The organism is Lacrimispora sp. BS-2 (assembly GCF_040207125.1).
Lineage (GTDB): Bacteria > Bacillota > Clostridia > Lachnospirales > Lachnospiraceae > Lacrimispora.
The window spans coordinates 2,574,673-2,600,894 of record NZ_CP157940.1; the positions used below are offsets into that span (position 1 = coordinate 2,574,673).

25 protein-coding genes and 1 riboswitch are annotated in these 26,222 nt (G+C 46.8%); of the genes, 2 read left to right on the top strand and 23 right to left on the bottom strand.

Annotation, left to right across the window (positions count from 1 at the left end; translation table 11 throughout):
• Positions 1-3: 3 nt before the first annotated feature.
• Genes ABFV83_RS12180 through ABFV83_RS12195 form a run of 4 tightly spaced genes read right to left on the bottom strand, consistent with a single transcriptional unit; the run spans position 4 to position 3,859 of the window.
• Positions 4-1,695, bottom strand: coding sequence for an energy-coupling factor transporter ATPase (locus tag ABFV83_RS12180; protein WP_349944148.1), 1,692 nt, complete (start codon positions 1,693-1,695; stop codon positions 4-6).
• On the bottom strand, positions 1,686-2,459 hold the full coding sequence (locus ABFV83_RS12185; RefSeq protein WP_349944150.1) for an energy-coupling factor transporter transmembrane component T: 774 nt from the start codon (positions 2,457-2,459) through the stop codon (positions 1,686-1,688). Before ABFV83_RS12185 ends, ABFV83_RS12180 begins: the two co-directional genes overlap by 10 nt.
• A gap of 20 nt (positions 2,460-2,479) precedes the next feature.
• Complete coding sequence (locus tag ABFV83_RS12190; protein ID WP_349944151.1) at positions 2,480-3,082, bottom strand: ECF transporter S component; 603 nt, start codon at positions 3,080-3,082, stop codon at positions 2,480-2,482.
• A 27-nt stretch (positions 3,083-3,109) separates the two neighbouring features.
• Positions 3,110-3,859 carry a nucleoside phosphorylase gene (locus tag ABFV83_RS12195; RefSeq protein ID WP_349944152.1) on the bottom strand — a complete coding sequence of 250 codons (750 nt, stop codon included), beginning with the start codon at positions 3,857-3,859 and terminating at the stop codon, positions 3,110-3,112.
• 185 nt (positions 3,860-4,044) lie between these two features.
• Here ABFV83_RS12195 and ABFV83_RS12200 point away from each other — a divergent pair, with 185 nt between their 5' ends.
• Both ABFV83_RS12200 and ABFV83_RS12205 read left to right on the top strand, forming a co-directional pair.
• Positions 4,045-4,869: a MurR/RpiR family transcriptional regulator gene (locus ABFV83_RS12200; protein WP_349944154.1), complete on the top strand. Its 825-nt coding sequence runs from the start codon at positions 4,045-4,047 to the stop codon at positions 4,867-4,869.
• Positions 4,853-5,638: a MurR/RpiR family transcriptional regulator gene (locus tag ABFV83_RS12205; protein ID WP_349944156.1), complete on the top strand. Its 786-nt coding sequence runs from the start codon at positions 4,853-4,855 to the stop codon at positions 5,636-5,638. The genes ABFV83_RS12200 and ABFV83_RS12205 overlap by 17 nt, the downstream gene beginning before the upstream one ends.
• Positions 5,639-5,701: 63 nt before the next feature.
• Here the strand turns inward: ABFV83_RS12205 and ABFV83_RS12210 are convergent, their stop codons facing one another.
• The 19 genes from ABFV83_RS12210 to ABFV83_RS12300 form a co-directional block, all read right to left on the bottom strand.
• Positions 5,702-7,225 (bottom strand): PTS transporter subunit EIIC, encoded by a 1,524-nt coding sequence (locus tag ABFV83_RS12210; RefSeq protein ID WP_349944158.1) that lies wholly within the window; start codon positions 7,223-7,225, stop codon positions 5,702-5,704.
• A 114-nt stretch (positions 7,226-7,339) separates the two neighbouring features.
• Positions 7,340-8,665, bottom strand: coding sequence for a 6-phospho-alpha-glucosidase (locus ABFV83_RS12215; RefSeq protein ID WP_349944160.1), 1,326 nt, complete (start codon positions 8,663-8,665; stop codon positions 7,340-7,342).
• Positions 8,666-8,993: 328 nt separating this feature from the next.
• Positions 8,994-10,403 carry a L,D-transpeptidase family protein gene (locus tag ABFV83_RS12220; protein ID WP_349944162.1) on the bottom strand — a complete coding sequence of 470 codons (1,410 nt, stop codon included), beginning with the start codon at positions 10,401-10,403 and terminating at the stop codon, positions 8,994-8,996.
• Positions 10,404-10,485: 82 nt separating this feature from the next.
• Positions 10,486-11,370 (bottom strand): DMT family transporter, encoded by an 885-nt coding sequence (locus tag ABFV83_RS12225; RefSeq protein ID WP_349944163.1) that lies wholly within the window; start codon positions 11,368-11,370, stop codon positions 10,486-10,488.
• A 625-nt stretch (positions 11,371-11,995) separates the two neighbouring features.
• A complete protein-coding gene (locus ABFV83_RS12230; protein ID WP_349944165.1) occupies positions 11,996-13,036 on the bottom strand; it encodes a dihydrodipicolinate reductase in 1,041 nt (346 codons plus the stop codon).
• 107 nt (positions 13,037-13,143) lie between these two features.
• Positions 13,144-13,998 (bottom strand): MerR family transcriptional regulator, encoded by an 855-nt coding sequence (locus tag ABFV83_RS12235; protein ID WP_349944167.1) that lies wholly within the window; start codon positions 13,996-13,998, stop codon positions 13,144-13,146.
• Positions 13,999-14,138: 140 nt separating this feature from the next.
• On the bottom strand, positions 14,139-14,882 hold the full coding sequence (locus ABFV83_RS12240) for an ABC transporter ATP-binding protein (protein ID WP_349944169.1): 744 nt from the start codon (positions 14,880-14,882) through the stop codon (positions 14,139-14,141).
• 43 nt (positions 14,883-14,925) lie between these two features.
• The gene (locus ABFV83_RS12245; RefSeq protein WP_349944170.1) at positions 14,926-15,951 is read right to left on the bottom strand and encodes an ABC transporter substrate-binding protein; all 1,026 of its coding nucleotides are present in this window, start codon (positions 15,949-15,951) and stop codon (positions 14,926-14,928) included.
• A 22-nt stretch (positions 15,952-15,973) separates the two neighbouring features.
• Positions 15,974-16,735, bottom strand: coding sequence for an ABC transporter permease (locus ABFV83_RS12250; protein WP_349944172.1), 762 nt, complete (start codon positions 16,733-16,735; stop codon positions 15,974-15,976).
• On the bottom strand, positions 16,704-17,000 hold the full coding sequence (locus tag ABFV83_RS12255) for a thiamine-binding protein (RefSeq protein ID WP_349944173.1): 297 nt from the start codon (positions 16,998-17,000) through the stop codon (positions 16,704-16,706). Before ABFV83_RS12255 ends, ABFV83_RS12250 begins: the two co-directional genes overlap by 32 nt.
• A 63-nt stretch (positions 17,001-17,063) precedes the next feature.
• A riboswitch (TPP riboswitch) is annotated at positions 17,064-17,175 on the bottom strand.
• Positions 17,176-17,220: 45 nt separating this feature from the next.
• Entirely contained in the window at positions 17,221-19,296 is a 2,076-nt protein-coding gene (locus tag ABFV83_RS12260; protein WP_349944174.1) for a heavy metal translocating P-type ATPase, read from the bottom strand.
• A gap of 69 nt (positions 19,297-19,365) precedes the next feature.
• Entirely contained in the window at positions 19,366-19,659 is a 294-nt protein-coding gene (locus ABFV83_RS12265) for a DUF6110 family protein (RefSeq protein ID WP_349944175.1), read from the bottom strand.
• 104 nt (positions 19,660-19,763) lie between these two features.
• The gene (locus ABFV83_RS12270; protein WP_349944177.1) at positions 19,764-20,378 is read right to left on the bottom strand and encodes an HD-GYP domain-containing protein; all 615 of its coding nucleotides are present in this window, start codon (positions 20,376-20,378) and stop codon (positions 19,764-19,766) included.
• A gap of 45 nt (positions 20,379-20,423) precedes the next feature.
• On the bottom strand, positions 20,424-20,879 hold the full coding sequence (locus tag ABFV83_RS12275) for a transcriptional repressor (RefSeq protein ID WP_349948915.1): 456 nt from the start codon (positions 20,877-20,879) through the stop codon (positions 20,424-20,426).
• Positions 20,880-20,975: 96 nt separating this feature from the next.
• Complete coding sequence (locus tag ABFV83_RS12280) at positions 20,976-21,113, bottom strand: FeoB-associated Cys-rich membrane protein (RefSeq protein WP_054740533.1); 138 nt, start codon at positions 21,111-21,113, stop codon at positions 20,976-20,978.
• A 61-nt stretch (positions 21,114-21,174) separates the two neighbouring features.
• A complete protein-coding gene (gene feoB / locus ABFV83_RS12285; RefSeq protein ID WP_349944178.1) occupies positions 21,175-23,358 on the bottom strand; it encodes a ferrous iron transport protein B in 2,184 nt (727 codons plus the stop codon).
• Positions 23,359-23,431: 73 nt separating this feature from the next.
• Positions 23,432-23,650, bottom strand: a complete 219-nt coding sequence (locus ABFV83_RS12290) for a FeoA domain-containing protein (protein ID WP_054740531.1) — start codon at positions 23,648-23,650, stop codon at positions 23,432-23,434.
• Between the two features lie 15 nt (positions 23,651-23,665).
• The gene (locus ABFV83_RS12295; protein WP_349944179.1) at positions 23,666-23,881 is read right to left on the bottom strand and encodes a FeoA family protein; all 216 of its coding nucleotides are present in this window, start codon (positions 23,879-23,881) and stop codon (positions 23,666-23,668) included.
• Positions 23,882-24,129: 248 nt separating this feature from the next.
• Positions 24,130-26,196, bottom strand: a complete 2,067-nt coding sequence (locus ABFV83_RS12300) for a M13 family metallopeptidase (RefSeq protein WP_349944180.1) — start codon at positions 26,194-26,196, stop codon at positions 24,130-24,132.
• Positions 26,197-26,222: the final 26 nt, after the last annotated feature.

Genomic DNA, 26,222 nt, shown 5'->3' on the forward strand with positions numbered 1-26,222 from the left:
AGGCTACCTGCCTGCAGCTTTCATATCTTCTGCTGTCATAAATGCACCCTCATAGCCCAGGAATTCACATAGCCTGGCCGTATGGGGCTGCTCCAGCCGGGCCTTTATAAGGCTTTCTTTCTCATAAAAGACCTTTTCTCCAGGTCCATCCGAAAGCACCTTTCCATGGGCCATAATAATGACCCGTTGAAAGTACTCCGCCACAAAGTCCATATCATGAAGGATCGCCAGCACAAATTTTCCCTTTTCGCTTAAGGTACGGACAATCCTTCCAAGCATTGCCCGGCCTTTTGCATCCTGGGCAATGGTCGGTTCATCTAAAATAAGCACCTTGGGATCCATGGCCACCACCGATGCAATGGCTACCATTTTCCGTTCCGATAAATCCAGATCATAGGGATTTTCCTCTGCTGCCTCCATAAGCCCTACCATCTCAAGGGCCTCTGCTGCCAGCTTTTTTGCCTCTTCCCTGCTCTTCCCCAGGTTTAAGGGGCCCACCATGACCTCTTCCATTACCCGGTTTTTGAAGATCTGGTCATCCGGATTCTGGAACACATATCCCACCTTTCCGGCAAGCTGTGCCACGGTCCTTATGGAAATATCCTGGCCTTCAAAGAAAATACTCCCTGAATCCGGCTTTAAAAGTCCCTTTAGCAGCTTGACCAGAGTGGTCTTTCCCGCACCGTTCTGGCCGATGATGGCGGTAGGCCTTTCATCAAGACAGAGATCCAGGTGTTCGATCACCGGAGTGTCAGGCTGATAATGAAATACAAGATCCTGGATCCGGAACACTTCCTGACCATGCTTTTCCTCCTGGCATTTTACAAAAGACCTGCCAGAAAGTTCTGGAGGAAACTGTTCCCTTAAACGCTCCATCTGCGCCAATGTGACCGGATAAAGTTTGTCCTCTCCCTCTTTCCTGTACACCCCAAGGGCTCTGCACACCTGGGTGTAGACCGGCGGCTTAACGCCCAGTTCCTCCAGATCATCCCTGGAAAAAATCCGTTCCGGTGTATCATAGGCGATCTGCTTCCCTTTATGGAGAAGAAGGATCTTATCACAGTAGGAAGCAAGCTTTTCCATCTTCTGCTCCACCATGATAATGGTTATGCCTGTTTTTGCCAGCTTGTCAACCACCCGGAATACCTCTTCGCTTCCCTGAGGATCTAATTGGGAGGTGGGCTCATCAAGCACAATGACCTTAGGCTCCATGGCAAGGATGCTGGCAATGGCCACCCGCTGGGTCTGTCCTCCGGACAAATCAAAGGGATTCCTGTCCCTGTATTCCTCAATATCCAGAAGCTTTAAATTCTCTTCCACTCTCTTAAAAATCTCTTCCCTGGGAATCCCCAGATTCTGAAGCCCAAAAGCTATTTCCTCAAAGACCGTATCCTTTGCTCCGGAAAGCTGGTTAAAAGGATTCTGGAACACCAGACCAACCTTCTGGCACAGCTGGGCAATCGGCGTTTTTGCCGCTTCTGCTCCGTCAATGAGAAGCTTTCCGCCGTAAGCCCCGCGGAACATGGTGGGAACCAGACCGGCAAAGGCCTGGCACAACGTGCTCTTTCCTGCCTTGTTTTCACCGACGATCCCGATAAACTGCCCCTTTTCCACCTGAAGAGCAATTCCGTCAAGAGCCAGGCTTTCTGTATGGGGATACCGGTATTTCAAATTATTAACTTCAATCAAAGCCATGTAAGCACCCTCCATACAACAGATAACACAATGAGCAGAGCCATCAATGCCATCAATGCCTTGTCCCTGCCCGCAAGCTTCCGTTCCCTTAAAAATGTCTTTTTACTTTTTGAATCAAATCCCCGCACTTCCAGGGCAATGGCCCTTTCTCTTGTATTGATCAGGGAGCTGCTGACCACAGGTGAGATCAGGGGGATAAATGCCCTGGCTCTTACAAGCAGGCTTCCTTCTGTTTCCATGCCCCGGCTTCTCTGGGCATCCATGATGGTATTCATGGTTCCCATCATCTGGGGAATGATCTGAAAAACAGAGCTGATCATATACCCGAACCTGGGAGAAAAGCCTGCCTGCTCCAGATCGTCAACCAGGTCCGCAGGCTTGGTGGTCAGTACAAAGGTGGCAAAGGCCAAAAGCATATTCAGGATATTAAGACCGATCCTGGCGGCATAGAGAAGTCCTTCCTGATAAAAGGCAAGAGGCCCTAAATGGAACAGAATCTTCTCATTTTCCTGATTAAAAAGGCCGTGGATCAAAAAAATGGTGATTATGATGGTAAAAGAAAATGCAATCAGGGGGAAAACCTTCCGTATTATTTTCCCGCTGATCAAAAGGCATAGGCTGATGGCCAGAAACAGGCCGTATATCCACAGCGCACCCCCGATCAGGGGTGCGCTGACGGCTGCCAGAATATAAAACATCTTGGCAAATGGATGGAGCCTGGTCAGGTATGTATCTTTATCCACGTAAAGACTGATACTTTTCATATGATTCTGCCTTTCCTGCTTTAATCCAGACTTAACACTTCATCATCAAGTTCGTAAAGGGAAGTCAGTTTCTTTGGAAGACCCTTGATGATGGCGTACACGATCAAAAGGGTGATCAGTTTATCCGGCACATCCACGATGACCTCATCAAGGAAGGAGCCAAAGGCAACGGGAAGCCCTGATGCCTGTGACCAGGCAAAAACAGCGTCTCCCCAGATATTGCCTGTGGTTCCGCCCCAGAAAATGATATTTAAGGGAGTGGAGATTACAACAGCCGTAATTCCTGCCACGCAGGCGGTTAAAATGGCTCCGGAAAGCTTTTCCATACGGCCAAGCCTTGCCATGATTCCTACCGCGACACCGATTCCCAGGCTGGTTAAGGCATATACCAGGGTAATGGAATCACCTGTGGTAAAGCCGTAAATCAAGTTGTTTGCCGCACCGCAGATTCCCCCTATCACGGGTCCCCCAAGAATACCGCCGATGCAGGTACCGATAGAATCCAGCCAAAGAGGCAGCTTTAAAACAGACGCAAAAAGCTTTCCTAAATAATTGATTCCAATACAGGCTGGAATCAGCACAAAACAGGCCGCATTCAATTTGGTTTTAAATAAATTTTTCATCTCATAATCCTCCATTCATGTTTTCCTTCAACCCTGGTCCATACGGACAAATGCCTCTAATGCCGTAAGGATCTCCAAATGCTCTCCCCTCATCATGGCGGACTCTCCGCCGGTGTAGCTGTTGATGTTGTCTTCTATGGACTCCTCACTTTCGACCACCACGTTTAAAATGGAGGCGGTTTTCACTCCCCGCAGTCCGCCCACCACAAATAATGCCGCGGTTTCCATATCAGAGCCCATCACTCCTTTTTCTGCCCAGTAAGCACAGACCTCTTTTTCCTCATCAATGTAAAAGCTGTCATGGCTTCTGACTATTCCCACGTGAGATTTTGCTCCCAATTCCCCGGCCTTTTCCATGCAGGCCAGCAAAAGCTTTGTATCCGGTATCGCCGGATAGATGGAGTCCGTATAAGAGGACGAGGCTCCGTCATCCCGGAGAGCTCCATTTACAAGAATCAAATCCCCAAGACGGATCCCCTTTTGAAGCGCCCCACAGCTTCCGATCCGGATCATGGCCTTAACCCCGATTCTTGCCAGTTCCTCCACTGCAATCGCTGCAGACGCACCTCCAATTCCTGTAGACACCGCCATAACGGGCACTCCCCTGTATTTCCCCTTAAGACTTCGGAATTCCCTGTTATAGGCCAGTTCCTCCGTATCCGTCAGACAGGCTGCAATCCGGTCCAGGCGTTTTGGATCTCCCGGCAAAAGCACATAGGGAACGGCCTGTTCTTCCGACAACTTGATATGAGGCATGATCTCAACCACAGGTATCATCTCCTTTCACCCTTTTTATGTCCTGAATGTAGCACAAAGAGGCCATCCTGTCAATCGGTTGAAGCAAACTATAACCTGATAATAACGCCATTTTCACGAAGGAGTCCGTCTATTTCCCGCCATCTGCATTGACTTATTAAGTATTCGTGATAAAATAAACCGAGAGATTTACAAGGAGGTTTCCCATGGTCACACTTCATCTGGATGACGCCGTTATTAAAAGCCTGAGCAACAATGAACTGAATGTCCTTAAATTTGTTTATGAACACATTGACGAGGTTTTGGATATGAGCATACAGACACTGGCCGCCAGGACCTCCTATTCTTCTGCCACGATTCTGCGTTTCTGCAAAAAGCTTGGATATTCCGGCTTTGCAGAATTAAAATATGCCCTCCGTGCCGAGGGAAGAAAAGAAAATCCCGTTAAAGCGGCTTCAAAAGCCCAGGATTTTAGTACCCGGATCATGATTGACAGCCTGTGTTCCAACGTGGAAGGGACCTCTAATCTCATATCCGAGGATCAGCTCAGCCTTACGTTCCGGTATTTTGACAGTAACTGTCCCATCTACTTATGGGCCCCGGGAGGGATTACTTCTATTCTCAGCGACTATTTTGAGAAGCTCCTTTTCTCAATCGGACGCCAGAATGTATACAAGATTGAATCCAGCAAAATGGGGGAACACATTTTAAAAAATATCCGCACGGAATCCCTGCTGATCTTAATCAGCACCACCGGCGATTTCGGGCCGACCGTACGTTTGGGAAAGATCGCCAGGATGAACAATGTCCCGATTCTATCCATCACCCCATATACCAACAATGAGGTTGCCAGCTTAGCCACTGTCAACTTCCGCTTCTTCACCAATCAGCGTGAGAACCGTGGAGCGGAGTTCACCTCCAGGCTTCCTGTGTTTTATATGATCGACGTGATTATACGCTGTTACCTTCAGTACAAGCTGGCCGGCCAGGATCAGGCAAAACAGGAGGAAAACCATGATTCCTTTATTTGAAAAAGCACATCATCTTCCCCTTACCGATACGGAGAAAGAAATCCTGCGGTATTTTGAAACCAATCTTCCCTCATCCGTGTATGCCAGTTTAAATGACTTAAGCGCCATCCTGTATACCTCCAATGCTACCATCGTCCGTTTCTGCCAAAAGCTGGGGCTAAAGGGCTATAACGAATTCAAATACCAGGTGCGCAAGGAATTAAAACAGCTTCATCCCCAGAACTTCCGTACCGATGATCTGGTCCATCATTCCCTCGCCCTGTTTAAGGATAATCTGGAGCAGATCGATGAAGAAAAGCTGGAAGAGATCGCCGGGCTTTTAACCAGCGACCGTCCCATCTATATTTATGGCTCCAATTTAAGCTCCCTGGCCGCCAAATATCTCCAGACCGTCTTAAATACACTGGACTATCCCTGTATTCTGGTTGAATGGCAGCGCCTGTTAAATGGCCTTGTGCATGAAATCAGCAGCGATGCCGTTCTTTTCATTATCACAGCCCATGGAGATGCCAGGCGGTATCTGTCTGCATTCCGGAAAGCTAAGGCCCGCGGCACCATCACGATTCTGCTCACCTGTGAGAAAGACAGCCCTCTGATTCCCTACAGCACCATTGCGCTCTGCACCAATGACCGGAATGAGGAATACCGCCATGTAGATATTAATCCCAGACTGGGAATCTTCACCATTGTCCAGATTCTGATTGAGCTGGCCGCCAGGATCAAACAGAATTCCCAGACAGACGGTGACACCTTTGGTTCACTGCCTTAAAGGAAATAAAAAGGCTGCCCGGTTCCATGTTTCCCATGGCCGGGCAGCTTTCGCTTTGTTTCTTTAATATTTTAATACTTCCCTCACATTTGATGCAATTCCTTCCACCTTTGGCCCATAAATCACCTGGATATGTGTATCGCTGGTTCGGACAACTCCCATGGAACCTGTTTTCTTTAAAAGTTCGTCACTCACCATTGCCATATCCTTAATATCCACCCTAAGTCTGGTCAGGCAGTTATTTACTGCCGTGATATTATGAAATCCTCCAAGTCCTTCTATAATCTTTGATGCAAGGACTTTCTGTTTCTCCTCCATAGTGCTTCCCTTACTATCCGCCTCCTGCTCTTCGTCGGATACATCGATGGAAAGCTGCTTTCTTGTCAGATAGCTTTTAAATACGTAATAATAAATAACGGAGAAGAACGGCCCTGTAATGATCACCCAGTACCAGCGGGACCCTGGCTGGAATACGCCCCAGATCAGGAAATCGATGAGGCCGCCGCCTGTATTGCCGATAATGACTTTAAATGCCGCCATCAGCAAAAAGGACAGACCGCCCATTACCGCATGGAATAAAAACAGCGGCGGAGCTATAAACATAAATGAGAATTCCAATGGTTCTGTAATACCGGATACAATGCTGGCTGCAACACCTGCAATCATGAGGGCCTTTACCTTGTTCTTTTTCTCCGGAGGAGAGGTCCTATATATAGCCAGAGCTGCTGCCGGAAGACCAAACATCATCATCGGCATTTTACCCTGTCCTAAAAATACTGTAAAGGGCCTCAGCTCTGAGATGTCTACCTTATCGACAAATTGAAGGAAGATATTTAAGCATCCTTCCACTCCTTCATAGGTTCCTCCAATGGAGGTGGTACGGAAAATGCCGTTTAAAACATGGTGCAGACCGGTGGGAATCAGCAGCCGCTCCAGGAATCCATAGCCAAATACTCCCACCAGTCCTGTGGCAGATATCAGACCTCCCATCCCGTCAATGACCATGGATACGGGGGACCACAGGATGGGTGCAGCAAGGCCCACAACCGCCATAGCCATGATAACAACAATGGCAACAAAACGTTTTCCTCCGTAAAAGGAGATTGCCACCGGAAATGTGATTTTATGATACCGGTTATGGAGTGAGGCGGTTATAATACCTGCCGCAATACCTGCGACCGCCCCCATATCCAGGGTCTCTACGCCCAGAATCGTGGATATCTTCAAAGCACCGAAATTCATAAAGCCGGAATTAATCATACATGCCGATGCCACCAGAAACGTATAATACCCGATAAAACCTGCAAATGCCGCTATTTCCTTTTCCTCTCTTGCCATGCCAAAAGAAATGGAAATGGAGAACAGCACCGGAATCAATGTAAATACAACACCTGACACTTTATTTAAAGTAGAAATAATGAAATAGATAAGCCCCTGCTGTAAAAATGGAACAGCCGCCTGTACCTGCGCTTTCATAAGCGCGGAAGTCAACCCCAAAACGATACCGCATGCGGCCAAAGCGGCAATCGGCATCAGCAAACTACGTCCAAGAGCCGAGAAAAAATCCATTGCCCTGTTTTTTTTCATGATAATATCCTCTCCCGTCACAGGCATCCCTGCTCTGTAACGTTACATCCTGTTTTCTTATGTTTCTCCATAGGAGCACATTTCATTTCACTCCCGCCAAGTTTTTGCTTTCCCCTATTTTAACTCCGGCCACATGCCTTTATTAGCCTCGATCAAGGCATCCAGTACCTTTCTTGCTTTCTTTGCATCGCCTATCAGCCTGTTTAAGGTAAATGCTTCCAGAGCTTTCTGATAGGAATTCTCAAAATAAGCATCTACAATCAGCTTTTCACAGGATACCTGATTAACCAGAAGTCCCAGATAGAACTGTGAGATGTTTCCTACCCTCATGGGACGTGGGCCATTTGCTCCAAGTTCGCACACAACCTCTACCATGGCATCGTCCTGCATATTGGCTATTGCACCGTTGTTTTCGACAATTAAGATATGCCTGTCATTTTTATTAAAAGCAATGGATTCTGCAACCTTAATCATCATTTCGGCATGTGCATCGGAAATCTCATCAAACTTATCTCCCAGCTTCCCTTCTTTGATCACCTGGGCACACTCGTGAAAGACCCGCTTTTCTCTTCCCGCCATAACCTCATCCGCACGGGTAAAACCAGCATCCAGATGGCTGGCCTTGTATTCCGGATATAAGTAATACTGGTCATAGGTGTTGGGCAGAAAATCCGGGAAGTCCTCCATGATTGTCTGTACCATTCCATAGGTATCCAGCCAGGACTTGTCTCTCTGTTCCGCATCCTGGGGAAGGAAGCCGTTTTTAGCAACCATTTCCCTGATCTTTGGAAGCAGGTCTTCTCCTGTGCGGACGTCATACATATGGGTGAACCAGCCATAATGATTCAGTCCAAAGTAAACCGGGTCTAAATCCTCCCAACTGCATTTTAAAAGTCTGCTGCAGGAGCGTACCACATTCTCCGGCTGGTCGCAGATGTTTAGGATTCTCCTGTCATCCGGAAATTCTCTGCGAAGTGCTTCCGCAACGATTGCAGCGGGATTGGAATAATTTAATACCCATGCATCCGGCGCAAAGGTACGGATATCGTGTACGGCCTTTATCATATCCACACAGGATCTTAAGCCGTAGGCCATTCCTCCTGCCCCGCAGGTTTCCTGTCCGATGATTCCCATGCTCAGCGGAATGTGTTCATCCTTTGCACGCATGGGAAGTCCTCCGGAGCGCATCTGCATGAATACGAAATCCATTCCCTCATAAGCTTCCCTGATATCGGTAGTGTAAGAGAAATCCAGTTCCGGAAATCTTTCTTTAAATAGAATCTCACCATACTTTCCAATGGGTTCCTGACGGTCGTTGTCGATATCAAACAGCACCAGCTTCTTTAAGGGGAACTCCTCTTTGAGTCTGACAAATGACTTTAGAAATCCAAGTGTAAAAGTACTTCCTCCTCCAACGATGCATACGTTAAATGTTCTCATTGTTTTTCTCCTTTTCCGTTGCTTATCCTTATCTGATGGCCTTATGATACTTCATTTTATTTGACGTGTAAATAGTTTCACATGCATACGGATACCATCCCATATTTCAATATTTGTTACTATTATAGTAATATTTTTCACTTCCTCAAAAACAACGTTTCTGCCGGAAATAAGGGCTGCTGCATCCATGCAGATAAAAAACGGACTTCCGACGAATCCGTCAGAGGTCCTGTTAAAAAAGCCGGTTCGGATATAAATACCCGAACCGGCTTCCTCTTTTTTATTGTCTTTTAGAAGGCCCATCCTTTGTCTATCTCATGCACCTGACTTAATTGTGACAGATTACGGGGATTCCGGAATAAACAAGGCCATATAAAGCCTTTGCCTTATCCGGGGGAAGGTTGATACAACCATGGCTTCCCTTTGTCTGATAGATGTCTCCACCGAACCTACTTCTCCAGCTTGCGTCATGAAGACCAATTCCTCCGTTAAACGGCATCCAGTAATTCACATGGCTTTCATACTCATAGGTGCCGTCTGCTTTTTTCTCTCCCCGCAGGACCCGGTCTGCCTCCTTATAGTAAAGGGTAAAAATGCCCTCCGGAGTTGTGTATTTTTTGGAAACATTTCCTGTCACGCAGGGAGAATCCCAGACCAGACCACCTTTTTTATACATGTAAACATGCTGGGCCGTCATATCTATCTCCACATAAGTTCCGCCCCAGGCATTACTCCGTTCAGCTACTATCTGAACATACTTGGGTTCCCTTTTCTGACTTTTCCCGGACTGAATGAGAGCTGTCAGGGCAGCGGTTTCCCCCGCCTGATCAATCTTCTGGCCATAGGAACCAGGAAGAAGGCGGGCTTTTCCATCTGTGACACGAAATGCCCGTTCCGTTCCTGCTGTATCATACTTATCCGCCAGAGCCTTTATGTAAGCCGAAGCCTTATCTTCTCTTACGTTTATCACTTCTCCTGTCATCCCCGATATCCAGGAACAGATTTCCTCTCCTTTTAAGACCTCTGACTGGTCTTTAAAGGCATAGGTGATTTCCATTTCCCTTACACGGTTGAGCGCCTCCCGCTGGGCAATCAATCCGGCATCCTCTGAGGTGACGGTGACGGTGTCATAACAGCCTGATTCCTCCATATTTATTTGAGGAAGTTCTTCATTTAACGCAGCCTTGACTGTTGCTTCCAGTTTTTCTAAGTTCACGCTGTTTCCCTGTACTTCCGGAAGGATGGCAAAGGGAACCCCCTGCTGCCAGTCAGAAATCCGGGCATTCCTCGTGACCGTAATATCCTTTCCGTTTATGCAGGGAAGGGAATTCAGCTTTTCTTTTAACTTTCCTTCATCATAGCTGACCACTCCCTTTGGGTTATGGGTATTGTCGACGGCAGGCCCTGCCATACGTCCCGTGGCATTCTGTTCCTCCAGAATCGTCTGAAGCCCTTCCGTAAGGACCACCTGATAGTTGATTTCAGGGCCGCTTATCACCTCAGTTACGCCATCCTTTGCCTTAATGGAGAGCTGATATTCCCTGCCATAAAAGCCTTCTATCTGTATCTTCGCTTCTTCAACTGTCATTCCTCCCACAAGAACGCCGTTGATCCTGGTCCCCGGAACAAATTTTGAAGCGTCATCTGCCAGTGCAACTGTCGTCCCTGCCAGCATAAATAGAACTGCCAGGAGAACGCTCTTTCTCATCGTACCCGCATGATTTCTTTTCCTGATCATTATTTAAATCCTTTTCTAAATATTATGGAAGTAATTCCACGTTTTCTAGGGTAACACGATTTCAAGGGAATCTCAAGAAAAATCATTCCCCATTTTTCTCCACCTTGGAATACAGAAACACGCCGCCGATGGTAATCAGACCTCCCACAACCTGTAAAAGAGCCGGAAGCTCGGTAAAAAGGAAAACGGCAAATATGGCCGCAACCACAGGCTCACAGAGCTTGGAAGCCGATACAAAAGAAGGAGACAGGAATTTTAAGCACCAGCTGAAAATGCTGTGTCCAAGGAGGGTGGAGAATACAGCCAGTAAAAGCCCCACCACCACAGAACTAATCCCATATCCATGGAAAGGAATTCCGGCGGCTGCCGTAAATATGTAAAGTACCAATGCACAGAAGAAATAGACGATATAAGTGTAGGATGTTGTCGACATGCCTTTTCTCACTTCCCGGCCGATCAGGGTATAGACGGCTGAAAATATTGCCGCTGCCAGGGCAAGACCATCTCCGGACAGATGATCTCCTCCTGCCGAATAATCGGATAATGCAATAAGCAGGCTGCCCAACACGGTAATGGCAATGCTCATAAGAGCAGCTTTTCCAATCCTTCCTTTTAAGAACACTACAAATCCCAAAGCCACCCAGATGACCTCCGTGCAGACGATTGCCGTTGAGCTTGCCACAGAAGTCTGCTTTAAAGATTCAAACCATGCCGTAAAATGAAGAGCCAGAAAAACTCCGCTTACTGCACATAACACTATAGTCTTCCCATCTGTCCGTTTCAGTTCCTCCCGGACCTGGGCTTTCCCAAATACCACCGGAGTCATAAGCCCCACCGTCCATAAAAGCCGGTACGCAGCTGTCACTACGGAAGGCGCGTCAGAATATTTGACAAAAATTGCAGAAAGGGAAATTCCTATGACACCGATTACGATCATGACCATGGGATGCTTTTCAAGAACTTTCATTTTTCTTCTCCTTTGTTATCCTTGTCTCAATATATGCCTCCTGATTATAGCATCACTTCCGGTATTGTCAAAGCATTATAGGGAAAGAAAGATAATCCATGTTTGCTGATCCATATCATTTTCATCATGCTTTTCCCGTCGTTCATTAGAGTTTGCTGTTGCATTCTGTCGGTTTTGGAGTTGTTTTTCACCTTTTATGCAAAATTACTTATATATCTACATTTATTTATTATCAATCACTTATCATTCGTCACTTTTCGACCTTACTCAACCTTCCGTTTGAATATTGAGATGATCCATCTTGTGCTGCCGTAGTTTTGAGCGGCGGGAACCGTTTCCTTTTGCATCGGTAAACAGTGTTTTATATTCAAATCTTTCCATCTTCTTACCTCCTGTCATTTTCTGTCATTACTTACAAATTATATTATCGTTCCGTTCAATAGACCTGCAGTCCCACTTAATAATACCATGTTCCATCAGACAAGAAAAGGCACAATTTTCCTCGGTGGACTGCCCTTCCAGTTCTGTGGGAACCGGCTGTTTACCTTTTTTCTATGACATACAATAAAATCCGCAGAGTCATTCTCTCTGCGGATTTCTGGTTTTTACATATTCTCCTGAAGTCTTAGATTTCCAGATATAAATGCATTGGATAAGACATGTATTGAACATCGTCAAGCTTTTCTACTGTTACAAACCCTGCCGGAGCATTCAGTATGGTTGGAATGCGGTTTACAACGGTTGCACAGGTATGCTCTACTGTAGCCGGTTTCTGTACGAAGAAGGTGGTGTCCGGCTCTCCGATGATCTTCCAGTCGCACATGTCACCGTCATCCGGGCCGTAAACCTTGCCAATGCACTGAGTCTCAATAATTGGTCCCTGGAAGGTTTCCGTGGTAACAACTGCGCTCATGCCGATGCAGTTGCCCTTTGGGATGGTAGCTCCCAGAGTTTCGGAATATAAGTCTTTATCATAGAAATAAGGAACGCATTTCTGTGTCTGGGATTTGATGGTCCAGCCCATCTTATTGCACAGCGCTTCATTGGAGTTCCATACATAAGAAGGCTCCAAAGTAGTTGGGTGGGCGATTTTTTCCTCGAATTCCTCAGGAGTCATGCCTGCGCCGTGAGCCTCGGCAAGGGCCAGTCCGTAGTCTTCCACATTATAGCTGACTGCGCCTTCAATGCGGTCGATCCGATGAACGCCGCCAGCCACACAGCCGATCATGTTGATCCAGTAAATATCCTGCATTCCTGCACCAACAATGGTACAGCCGTTTTCCTTGGCCAGACGGTCCAGACGGTTGGTAATTGCGGAAGCAGTTGTCCATGGATAAATAGCTTCCTCACAGGTCGTCACCACATTGATTCCTCTGGAAACACATTTCTCGAAATGCGGATACACGTCATCCATGAAACTGAACAGGGTCACAATGGCGATGTCTGCATTACACTCATCTAATACTGCATCTGCGTCACTGCGGATGGGAACACCGATTTTAAATCCAAGGCCGGCAAATTCGCCCACATCCATGCCTACCACATCAGGGTTCACGTCAATGGCACCTACAATTTCCGCACCCTTTTCATACAAATATCTTAAAATATACTTTGCCATTTTTCCACAGCCATACTGTACCACACGGATCTTTTCGTTATTCATCATCGTCGTCATCCTTTCCATATAAGAACTTGTTTTGGAGCAAAGCTCCTGATGCATTCATTATAAAGGTTATAGATGGTATCAGGTCAATGGAGCAAAATAACCAAATATCAGGACAGGCGGACCGGCACCTGAAGGCGCAGGAACATACCCCTTTCCTTATAATCCAGAGGCATCTCAACGATGACTTCGCAGATGTAATCTCCGATCACCGTGTAATGATTTTCTTCTATGGTGGCAAGCAGGCGGTCTATGTATTCTTTTTCTTTGGAAAAGCGGTCACAATAGATACAAAGATAGGAATTGGCCGGTATGACGGTAATCAGCTCTTCCTCAACGTATTCCTGGTCCACGAATACGAACACCTGAGTGGAATACAGGTTTCGCTTCATAAAATTCTCCCGTTTTAAAATGGTCCCTGCATTGGCAAAGTAAAACGGAGATATCTTACGGGCGCCCATATCCTCTTTTAGGCTGCGCAGAAGACGTTCGTATTCATCGATTTCATAGTCATAAAAATTAGTTTTGGTCTCTTTTACATACATCCGGCGTTTTGGTATGTACTCCATAACTATAGCCCCATCGGGAGGAGCCGCCTCATAACGGTCATAGCTGTCAAGAGTCCGTTCAATGGCCCGCTTTTGAAGATTAAGTTCCACGATCTTCTGGTCAATGGCATCTCTGTTTTCCCTAAGAAGCTGTTTTACCCGTCCCATATCCCACTTTTTCATGTGAATCCGGATCTCCTTTAAGGGCATCCCCAAGGCTTTCATGTACCGGATCATGTCAAGCTGGGCACTTTGGCGAATGTCATAGTAGCGGTATCCTGTATTTTCATCCCTGTTTACGGGCGAAAACAACCCTTCCCTGTCGTAAAGTCTCAGGGTCTGCTCTGATATGTGATTGATTTTCGCCATTTCTCCAATCGTCATTTTTTTAACATTGAAATTTGTCAACTTTATCATATTCATCAATCTCCGCAGTCAATCTCCATGGTTTCTCTCTTTATTATACAAAATTAACTTGATACTTACAATAAGGTTTTTGATATTTCTTTCACATAATCCAGACAAAAACAGCGGGCTTTTCAAAAGCCCGCATGCTATCATATTCCTTCCAAATGCTTTAAAATCTCTCTCTTATATTCCAGAAATTCCTTTGAAATGTTAAAATCCTTTTCCCGGGGTTTTGGTTCCTTTATGACGATCTCCTTTGTAATCCGGCCGGGATATCCGGTCAGAATGCAGATACGGTCTGATAAAAGAATGGCTTCGTCAATATCATGGGTAATAAAAAGGGTGGAAAGATGAATGTCATCCATCACCTTTAAATACCACTCATGTACCCCCCGTTTTGTCATCATATCAAGAGCGGAAAAGGGCTCATCAAGAAGAGCGATTCGATTGGAAAAAAGGTAGGTCCTTAAAAGGGCCGCCCTCTGTCTCATGCCGCCGGATAACTGGGAAGGATACTGCTTTTCCGTTCCCTCCAGGCCAAACAGCTTAAAATATTCTCCCGCTTTTTTCCTGGCGCCGGCTTTCTTCATGCCCTTAATGAGAAGGGGAAGGGCCACGTTGTCCACGATGGTGCGGTAAGGCAGCAAAAGGTCCTTTTGCAGCATATAGCTGACAAACCCAGGTTTTCCTGTGATTTCCTCTTCATTCAGATACACATGTCCCTCATCCGGCAGAGAAAGGCCTGCAATGATATGAAACAATGTGGTCTTTCCTCCTCCGCTGACTCCAAGAAGAGATACCAGTTCCCCTTCCTTAAGCTCTAAGGACACTCCTTTTAAGACCGCCTTTCCATCAAAGGATTTTGTAATGCCTTCCACCTTTAAGTGCGTCATGGTTTCCTCCTATATTTCTGCAGGCAATGAGCCTCCCCATATCTTACTTGGGAGAATTTTGCTGAGGCAGATAATCATTTGAAAATCCGGCGTTTTCCGGAATCTCAGAACCGGAAAGGCCGTTCTCATTCAGCCAGCCATAAAACCTGTTCCACCGTACAGGGTCTATATATCCCCATGCATCCACTTCAGCCTTATACTGATCCGCCAGATATTTCTGGCTTTCCATTACCAGTTTCTCATCAAGCTCCGGCGCTGCCTTAAGTAATATGCCGGCCGCTCCTTCCGGATCTTTTACGGCCTCCTCATACCCCTTGCTCACAGCCCTTAAAAAGGCTTTGGCTGTCTCAGGATCCTGCTTTAAGAATTCATCTCCCGCAATAATGACCGGCGTATAATAATCAAACACAGGATTCAAATCTGCAAATGCAAAGTAATCCGTATCAAGGTCTTCTACTTCCATCTTAATACCTGCCCATGCATAAAAGATCCAGATGGCATCTACTGATTTTGACTTTAATGCGGAAACCTCATCCGTTACCGTACTGGGAACCAGCTGAACTTTGGAAAAATCGCCTCCATCGGCTTCTACCACATCTTTGACCATGGCCTTTTCCACCGGAATATCCCAGGTGGCATATTTCTTTCCTTCCATTCCCTTTGGAGACGCCATCCCCTCCCCTTTTCTGGAAATGATTCCGGAGGTGTTATGCTGGATGACCGCTGCTACTGCTGTGATGGGAAGGGCATCTTCCCCTGCCAGGGCCGGAGCCATGGAATCCTGAAAAGACATACCAAACTGGGCTTTCCCGGAAGCTACTAAAACTGCCGCCCCATCCTCGGGGGGCTGAACGATTTCTACCTGAAGCCCTTCGTCTTTGAAATACCCCTTTTCTTCTGCAACATAAAGTCCAGTATGATTGGTATTGGGCGTCCAGTCCAGAACAAATGTTATCTTTTTCAAATCCGATGGATTCGTACTTACCGCCTGTTTCCCACTTCCTCCGCAGGCAGTTAAAAATGCGGCGGCCACTGCAGCCGTACAAATTGCCAAACCTGTTTTTTTCATTTTTTCCTCCAATTCTATCCTATCACTGATTATCCCATGGCATGCATTTCTTAGACAGCATGTCCACACCTTTCATAAGAAGAAGACTGATGGCCGATATGAGAAAAATGACCGCAAACATCTTATCAAAGGCAAAGGATTTTTTCACCCGGGTCATGTAAACGCCCAGCCCGCCAAAGCCTCCCAGCCATTCGGAAATGACTGCCCCAACCACTGCATAGGAAACCGAAATCCGAAGGCTTGCAAAAAACTGCCCCATGGCTCCGGGAAGCTTGATATAGCGGAATATTTTTACTTTTCCGGCTCCCATGGACTTTAAAAGGTTCACTGCATCCGGATTTACTGACTTAAAACCTGTAAGCATGCCCACGGTTATGGGAAAGAAGGTGGTCAATACGATGAGGATCACCTTGGGAGCCATTCCATAACCAAACCATAATACCAAAAGAGGGGCAATGGCTACCGTTGGAACGGTCTGGGTCAGGACAATAAGCGGATAAAAGGCCTGGTAAAGACCTGCAAAATGATCCATGATCACAGCGATCACAAAACCGGTCGCCACCCCCAGAAAAAGCCCGGTGAATGCCTCGGCAAGGGTGATTCCTGCATTGACCGCCAATACCGGGAATTCCGTTACAAATGCCCTCCCAACGCTGATGGGCGATGGGAGCATAAACCGGTCCACAAGGCCCAAAGTACTGATTCCCTGCCATAAGATGAAAAGACAGGCAACCGCCGAGCAGGACCAAAGCTTACTTGTGATGCTTTGTGACTTTTTTATCAATGGTAAGTACCTCCCCTTCCGGCCGGTAGGTGACTTTAATATAAGCGGCAACAGAAGGGGCACCTGCCCTGATGGCAATGTGCTGGCATTCCTTAACAATATCCATCAGCTGGTCATAATCCCCTTCAATGGCGGTTTCAAAAGGCCCTACATAATAATTCAGTCCGGTGCTTTTGATATAATCAATTACCTGGTCAACGATACGGATCAGTTCCTCATCATTTTTTGCCTCCGGCAATGTCTGGATCGCTACGCTTGCATTCATGTCTCATCTCTCCTTTTATCTATTAGAAAACAAAAAAACCGCCCGGATATCCGGGCGGGTGAACAGGCTTAGCCTGAAAGCTTCCTACGCTGGCATTATCCAGATCAGGTTACAGGGTTTAAGACAATACTGTCTTATCTCAGCCGGACTTTCTCCAGCACCCCTTTTAATTTTCAATGCAAGTATACATCAGACAGACGGGAATGTCAATCCCGGCTTCCTAGGTCAGCAGATTCCGCATGCTGCTCAAACTGATCCCCAGGGTGGACGTATTATGAAGCAGAGCCGAGACCGTGGGGGACATGGCCCCTCCCACTCCCAGAAGGATAAGGCCCGTATTAACGCCAACAATGCTTCTGTAATTTTTATGGATCCGCTTCATCAGGCTGTCACTTAACAGCTTCAGCGTAACGATTTCATAAAGATTGTCCGCCGCAATGGTGATATCCGCAATTTCCCTGGCAATCTCAGCTCCGTCACTGATGGCGATCCCCACATCCGCTGCGGAAAGGGCAGGCGAATCGTTGATCCCGTCCCCCACCATGATGACCACATTTCCTGATGCCTTTTCCCGTTCTATAAAACGGGCCTTTTCCTCAGGGAGTACCTCTGAATAATATTCATCCACCCCTACTCTGGCGGCAACAGCCGCTGCGGTCCGCTCGCTGTCTCCTGTCATCATGACCGTTTTGCATATCCCTGCCTTTTTAAGGGAATTTACAACTGCCGCAGCCTCCTCCCGAAGAGGATCTTCAATGCAGATCACTGCTGATAGCTTTTGGTCAATGGCAAGATAAAGGTGGGAACAGTCCTCGGGCAGGCTCTCAAATTTCTCCCGGTAAGCCTCAGCCACCTTACAGCCTTCATCCTCAAAGATAAAATGATAACTGCCAATGACCACTTTTCTTTCGTTTATGGACGAAGCAATCCCGTGAGCCACGATATATTCCACCTTGGAATGCATTTCCTCATGCTCCAGCCCCTGGTTTCTGGCAGCCGTCACCACTGCCTTTGCCATGGAGTGGGGGAAATGCTCCTCCAGACAGGCGGCGATCCGAAGCATTTCTTCCGGACTCTCTTCTCCAAAGGTAACCACGTCCTTCACGGTTGGCCTTGCTTTTGTAAGAGTTCCGGTCTTGTCAAAGACAATGGTCACAGCCTCTGCCACTGCCTCCAGATATTTGCCTCCCTTAACGGTTATGTGGTACATGCCTGCCTCCCGGATGGCTGATAGCACAGAAATTGGCATGGCAAGCTTTAGCGCGCAGGAAAAGTCCACCATCAGCACGGAAAGTGCCCTTGTCACATTTCCCGTAAGCAGCCAGGTAAGACCTGTGCCCATAAGTGTATAGGGCACCAGCTTATCAGCCAGATGACCGGCCTTGCTTTCCATGGAAGATTTCAGCTTTTCCGATTCCTCGATCATGGTAACGATCTTTTCAAACCGGGTGGAGCCGGAAACTTCCCGGACCTTGATGGTCAATTCGCCTTCTTCCACCACGGTTCCTGCATATACATATCCATCCGCCTCTTTTTTCACGGGAAGGGATTCTCCTGTCAGGGAAGCCTGGTTGACCATACCTTCTCCGGAAATCACGGCTCCGTCAAAAGGAATGACATTTCCCATGTGCACCACCACCTCATCTCCAGGTACAATGGAGGAAGCCTCCACCAGCACTTCCTGTCCGCCGCTTAAGAGCCAGACCCTGCTGACATTTAAGGACATGCTTCTGGCCAGATCACCAACGGATTTTTTATGGGTCCATTCCTCTAAAAGTTCTCCGATCCCAAGCAAAAACATGACGGAACCTGCTGTCTCCAGTTCGCCGCGCAGCACGGATACGCCGATGGCCACGGCATCTAGGACCGCCACCTCAAGCTTTCCTCTAAGAAGAGACTTGATCCCCCTGACAAGATATTTCATAGACTGAAGCCCGATATGGAACGTTTTTATGGGGCCGGGAATAAAAAGCTTCCTCACTGCCCGCATCATCACCCTGCCCACAAGCCTTTCCTGGTACTCAGCATTCAGCTCACGCCCGGAATGCTCGATCACCCCGGCAGGTACTTCAACAGAATCATACCTAAAACGTTTCAGGGCTTCCAGGATTTCCTCTCTGATACCAACGTAGGAGATCACCGCATCGCCGGTGCGCTCATAGACCTTAACTCCAGTCACATTTTTCAAGCCGTGAAGGTAATACAACAAAGTGTCGGCTTCCCGGCAGGTCATCCGCGGCTGGGAAAGACGGACCCGGAGTCTTCCTGACATTTCATGTTTGATGATAAATCTCACGTCTGATCCTCCTATAGAAAACGGGGCCCTTTTCTCTTTTGGCCCCGCTCTCTCCTTTTCTTTTGTCGTCTATTGCGCCTTACTGCTGCCGTCTTCAACTGATTCCGGTTCCTCTCCGACCTCAGCTTCCTTTGCTGCCCGCTCTTCATTGATCTGCTTTGCTTCCGCAAGGATGTCCTCTGCGTTCTCCTGAACCAGGGTGGCCGTCTTCATCACGCAATCCTTTGCCCGTAAAGCGGCTGCTGTACAATTGGTGTAGACCTTCTTCGCATCCTTACTGGAAAGAAGCTTGACTCCCGCTGTTCCAAAGAGCACGCCTCCGGCAAAGATTCCTGCCTTTTTAAGCTTTAAAATATCCCACATCTTTTGTGTCCTCCTCTATGCTTCCAGATTTTCTCTTTTGTAGTGCAATCATATCAAGCATAGTTTTACCAGTCAAATACAATTCCGTTTATTGATAAATTTTATCATTTTCGGGCCGTTTTGGTCACCTTGTCCCAATGCTTTAATGCCAATGCCCCGATCAGCGGATCGTACATCACTCCCAGATTCTTTTCGATTTCTTCATAGCAGTGTTCCATAGAATAAGCACTCCGGTATCCCCGGTCCGACGTCATAGCATCGATGGAATCACAGATGGCTATGATCCTGGCGCCCAGAGGGATCTCCTCTCCCTTTAAGCCTTCCGGATACCCTTTTCCGTCAAAGCGTTCATGGTGATGCAGGACAATATCCTTCAGCTCCTTTAAATGACGGGACTTGCTTAAAATATCAGCCCCTATTCTGGGATGCTTTTTCATGGCCGCCCATTCTTCCTCGGAAAGCTTTTCCGGCTTATTTAAAATAGAATCAGGAATCCCGATTTTTCCGATGTCATGAAGGTGAGCGGCTATATGTATCTTCTCTATTTCCTTTTTATCAAGCCCTAAAAACTCCGAAAGGGCCAGCGCCATATCGCTGACCCTCTGGGAATGCCCCGCGGTATAGGGGTCTTTGGCATCCAATGCACTCACAATGCATTCGATGATTTCATGATAATCCACACTGCCTGAACATAATTCTAATTCTGGTCCCCTATCCATAAATTTCTATACTCATCCCTCCAGTTAGTCAATGCTAACCACATATTAAATGCAATCTGCATTCTCACAATCACAGGGCTTTACTATAATAGAAGATATCTTCTGGCCATCCAAATATCCGCAGGCACTAAGCCCTGCCTGAACCACCTGATTCCAGTTCTTGGCAGAAAGCTGATAAGTAGTCTCATCGTCTAAAACCACCGTACATGCCTCTTCCATGGGACAGGTATCCGAATAAACAACTTTATACATGTTCTTCCGGCTGATGGCTCCGATTTCTTCCAGGATATTGACCATCCGGTAGACGGTCGCAGCACCGATGGTTTCATCCACGCCTGATGCCTTATAATAAATCTCCTTGCAGCTGGAACATTCATGCTCCAGTATAACATCTAACAGCGTACAACGCTGCTTTGTGATCCTGCAGCCTCTTGCCTTCAGCTTCTCAATGATCAGTTCTTTCTGCATTTTTGTCCTGCGATAGCTTCTGGAGTCAGGCATTTTTCTTTTCTCATTGATGTTCGTTTGTCTCTCCACTTGCACGCCTCCGTTTACAGGTTTTTAAGGCTAAAACAGCTTTTAATTCTGCCGCCCGGGTTAATGGCAATGTCCTCCGCAATTTTTGCATTCTCCGCCACACTGAATGGATTTCCCGTTCTTTTTATCACGAATCATGCTCTTTACTGCCAAAGCCACTGCTCCGGCAACAACGACTAAAACAACCAGTGTTCCCATAAAGTACCTCCTTATATTTTGAGCCTGCAGGTAAGTGCAGGCTTCCAGCCGTGGCCGGAGCTTATTTAGCTCCTGCCACACTGTTTAAATGAATGTTTGATGTCTTTTCTTCCTTTGCCGGTCTTACCATCAGGTAAATGAATCCTGCGATCAGGGCAAAGGCAACAACAGTAAAGATTCCAAAAGTTCCTGTGAGCACCAGGTTTCCAACCTGGTAAACGCAAAGGGATACTACATAAGCCAGAAGGGTCTGATATCCAACGGCAAACCAGAACCATTTGGTATTGTTCATCTCTCTTTTAATGGCTCCCATAGCGGCAAAGCATGGAGCGCAGAGAAGATTGAATACCAGGAAGGAATAAGCTGCTAAAGGAGTCATGCTGCTTGCAAGCGTTCCCCAGATTTCAGATCCATCTTCTGCAACTTCCGCAAAACCGAACAGGATACCGAAAGTACCTACTACGTTTTCTTTTGCAACCAGTCCGGTGATAGCTGCAACTGCAGATTTCCAGTCACCCCAGCCAAGAGGTGCAAAGATCCAGCTGATCGTGTTTCCGACTGCCGCAAGGATGCTGTGGTCAAGTTCCAAATCGTCTAACATTCTGAACTGGCCGTCAACCCAGCCGAAGAAGGATGTAAACCAAACAAAGATAGTTGCCAGAAGAATGATGGTACCTGCTTTTTTAATAAAGGACCAGCCGCGTTCCCACATGCTTCTTAAAATATTTCCAACTGTAGGCATATGGTAAGCCGGAAGTTCCATAACAAATGGTGCCGGGTCTCCTGCAAACATTTTTGTCTTCTTTAAAATGATTCCTGAGCAAATGATCGCTGCTATTCCTACAAAGTAAGCACTTGGAGCCACCCAGGATGCTCCGCCAAACAATGCACCTGCAATCAAAGCGATGATGGGAAGCTTTGCTCCGCAGGGAATGAATGTAGTTGTCATAATAGTCATCTTACGGTCACGGTCATTTTCAATGGTACGGGAAGCCATGATTCCAGGTACGCCGCAGCCGGTTCCGATTAACATCGGGATAAATGATTTGCCGGAAAGACCAAACCGGCGGAAAATACGGTCCATGATGAATGCAACTCTCGCCATGTAGCCGCAAGCCTCCAAAAATGCCAGGAAGATGAAAAGCACCAGCATCTGAGGTACGAAACCAAGAACAGCGCCAACACCTGCTACGATTCCGTCAAGAATCAGGCCCTGGAGCCAGTCTGCACATCCTACAGCAGTTAAAACGCCTTCAATAACAACCGGCACGCCAGGAACTTCCAGACCAAAGAAGCTGAAGCCTTCACCGAATAAGCCATCATTGGCCCAGTCAGTTGCCCAGGTTCCAACGGTTGTTACAGAAACATAATATACAATATACATAACCAGTGCAAAAATAGGCAGAGCCAGGAAACGGTTTGTTATAATCCTGTCAATCTTATCAGAAATGGTCAGTTTTTCTACCTTGTTGCGCGTAAAACACTCATGGATGATGGATGAAATATATACGTAACGCTCATTGGTGATGATGCTTTCCGTATCGTCATCCATTTCCTTCTCGATCCGGCTGATCTCTTCTGAAACATCCGGTACATGCTTCATCTGGGTCTGGATCTTATTATCCTTTTCCAGAAGCTTGATGGCAAAGAAGCGCTTCTGATCTTCCGGGATTTCATTTTCCAGCTTATCTTCAATGGAATCCAGAACAGATTCCACTTCCAGTGCAAATTTATGAACCGGGACAGTACTGTTCTTCTTATTTGCCAGAGCTACGGCTTTTTTCGCCGCCTCCTGGATTCCGGTTCCTTTTAATGCGGAAATCTCCACTACTTCACAGCCCAGTTTCTGGCTCAGCTTTTGGATATGTATCTTGTCTCCGTTTTTCTCAACAATATCCATCATGTTGACTGCCATGATCACCGGGATACCCAGTTCCATAAGCTGGGTGGACAAGTATAAGTTACGCTCAATATTGGTTCCATCCACGATGTTTAAAATCACATCCGGACGATCTGTGATCAGATAATTTCTGGCCACCACTTCTTCCAGGGTATAGGGAGAAAGTGAATAAATGCCGGGAAGGTCCATGATGATCACATCCTTATGGCCTTTCAGCTTTCCTTCTTTTTTCTCTACTGTTACGCCCGGCCAGTTCCCCACAAACTGATTGGATCCCGTAAGCGCATTAAACAGCGTTGTCTTTCCGCAGTTCGGATTACCTGCTAATGCAATCTTAATTGACATACTCTACCTCTTTCTGCCTGTCAGCACCTAAATTATCCGGTATTAGTTATACCTAACTCATCTGTAAAAAAAATTACTCCACAAGAATCATTTCCGCATCCGCTTTCCGCAGAGACAACTCATATCCTCTTACGGTCACTTCAATCGGATCCCCAAGGGGAGCTACCTTTCTTACAAAAACATCCACGCCTTTTGTAATTCCCATATCCATGATACGTCTCTTGACCGGGCCTTCCCCGGTGAGCTTTGTTACCTTAACTGTTTTTCCGCATGGAATTTCCTTTAATGTCATTGTCTGCCTCCCTCTCTATTCCACCAGGATCTTATTGGCCATATCTTTCCCAATCGCCACTCTGGAATCCTTAACATTTACAATCATATTTCCGCCTATTTCAGAAACAACAGTTACAACTCCTCCGGTGACAAAACCCAGATTCTCTAAAAAGCGTCTTGTTTCTTCCTTACCGCCTACCTTGCGGATCACATTAGGTTCACCTGTCTTCACCATTGTCAAAGGCATCATCCATCATCTTCTTTCTTTTTCATATTGCCCTTGCATCTTAAGCAGGGGCCAGCCCCGCACAGCGGGACGTTTCAGTACGCCAGTGAAATATTTTCAATAATATTAATGAGAATCATTCCCATCACGCAATAGTTAGTATACACTAACCCTTAAATATTGTCAAGATTTTTATGAAATCTTTTTGTCGATAATAAAAAAATCATGCCATGGGGGAACCTTCCGGGCATGGCATGATTTTTTCCGTGCTTTTACCAGATCTTCACACGTTTTTGAGGTGCCACGTACATGGCATCCCCCTCCTTTATTTCCGGATAAGCTCTATAAAAGGCGTCAACAGCACTAAGAACTGCATTGACCCTCACCTTTGCCGGGGAATGGACATCAACGTTCAGCCTTCTGATCATGCTCTCCGGCGTATATTTCGACGCCCATATGGTTGCATACTGCTTAAAGAGCAGCTTTAAGCTCTCCGCATCATCTCCCACAATGGAAGTGATGGCGGCCATGGAACCTAAATCCGCGATATTCTCATTTAAGGTCTGGGCACCGTTTACGTGACGTCCCTTATAGCCGTCCTGTCCGTCATAGTAAGCCACCACCCGGTCTGCCAGCTGTTTGAATTTAGCCCTGTCCTCATTGGTCCACCATACATGGTAATTCCCCTTTTCGTCATAAAGAGAGCCGGAAGAATCAAAGGCATGGCTGACCTCATGGGCAATGACAGATCCGATTCCTCCAAGATTTGACGCATAATCCTGGTCAGGATCATAGAAAGGAGCCTGCAAAATGCCGGCCGGGAATACAATTTCGTTTCCGGTGGGGTTATAATAGGCATTCACCGTCTGTGGCGTCATGCCCCATTCCGTTTTATCCACCGGTTTGCGGACTTTTTCCTTGTTCACGGTATTTTGTGCTTTCATAAGGGAAAGGACATTATCAATCAGGTTCCCCCCTTTTTCAGCCGGCGTGATGGCGGCCTTTGCATAATCATCCGGCCACTTGTCAGGATATCCGATCTTAAGAGTCATGTTGTCCAGCTTTTTAATGGCTGCCGCCTTAGTCTCTTCTCCCATCCAGTCAAGGGCCATGATCTGCTTTTTGTAAGCCTCAAGGATATGGCGGACCATCTTTTCAATGTCCGTCTTATCTTCTTTTGAAAAACGCTTTTCCACATAAAGCCTGCCGAATTCAAACCCAAGCATGTCCTGGGTCCTTTCACTGGCCAGTTTTTTATCCGTCTTTCTCTCCTTAATGCCATTCTGGGTATTATGCCAGTCCAGATTATTATCTCTTATCTCAGGGGTGAGATAAGGGGAAAAATCACTTACCAGGCTGAATATGGAATAGTTTTTTAAAACAGGGAGATGATCCTCTGTCAGATACCTGCCGATTTTTACCATCTGAGCCTTCTGGGTCACAACTACGGAATCAACATCTGACAGCCCGGCTGACGATAGATAGGAATCGGCAGCACCTTCCGGGAGCAGGGCTTTTATTTCCTTCATGGAATAAGGGTTGTATATAATATCAGGATCACCCTGCTGGCTTAAGGGAAGGGCACTTTCAGCCAGATCCTTCTGGAATGCCAGAATTTCAGAAGCGGCTTTTTTTGCTTCCTCACGGCTCTGTCCCGTATATTCCAAAGTCCGACCGATATAGTCTTCATACTGCTCCATGAGCTTTGCCTGCGTCTTATCCTCCAGTGTTTCCTTTCCCGGCCCCAGATCCGCCCCAGCCACATACAGGGCATACCGGCTGGAGTCCTTCATATCTTCCATCCACTGTGCCATGAGAATGCTGCTGACTCCCAGATCCCCATAAATACTTCCCACAGCCTTTAAATACTCATTGATGTCAGAGGCATTTCTCACCTGGTCTATATAGGGCTGAAGCTGTCCAAAACCCGCCTTTTTACGCCCTTCCATATCAATGGCCGATAAATACACATCCGCAATTTTCTGCTCCAGAGAACCTGGTTCCGCCTCTTTCCGGTTCTTTACTGCCTCCTCAAGCACTCCTTCAAGAACTTCATAGGACTCCTTTTCTAACTGATAAAAATAACTCCAGCCGCTGGAATCCCTTGGTATCTCCACCTGATCCAGAATATCCTGGTTGGTATAATCATAATAATCGTCCTCCAGCCTCACCCCATCTGATTTTTCCGCTGCAGCGCTTCCTGCTTCCCCCTGAACATTAACCGGCTGGGCCGCTGTCTGCTCTGGCTCTGGCTGTGTCTCCATCTTCTTCCCGCACCCGGATAGGAGAAAAGACAGCATTACAATGGCTGCCAGACAGAACCTGATCCTGTTTTTCATTTTATCCCTCTCTTCTTTTACAGGTT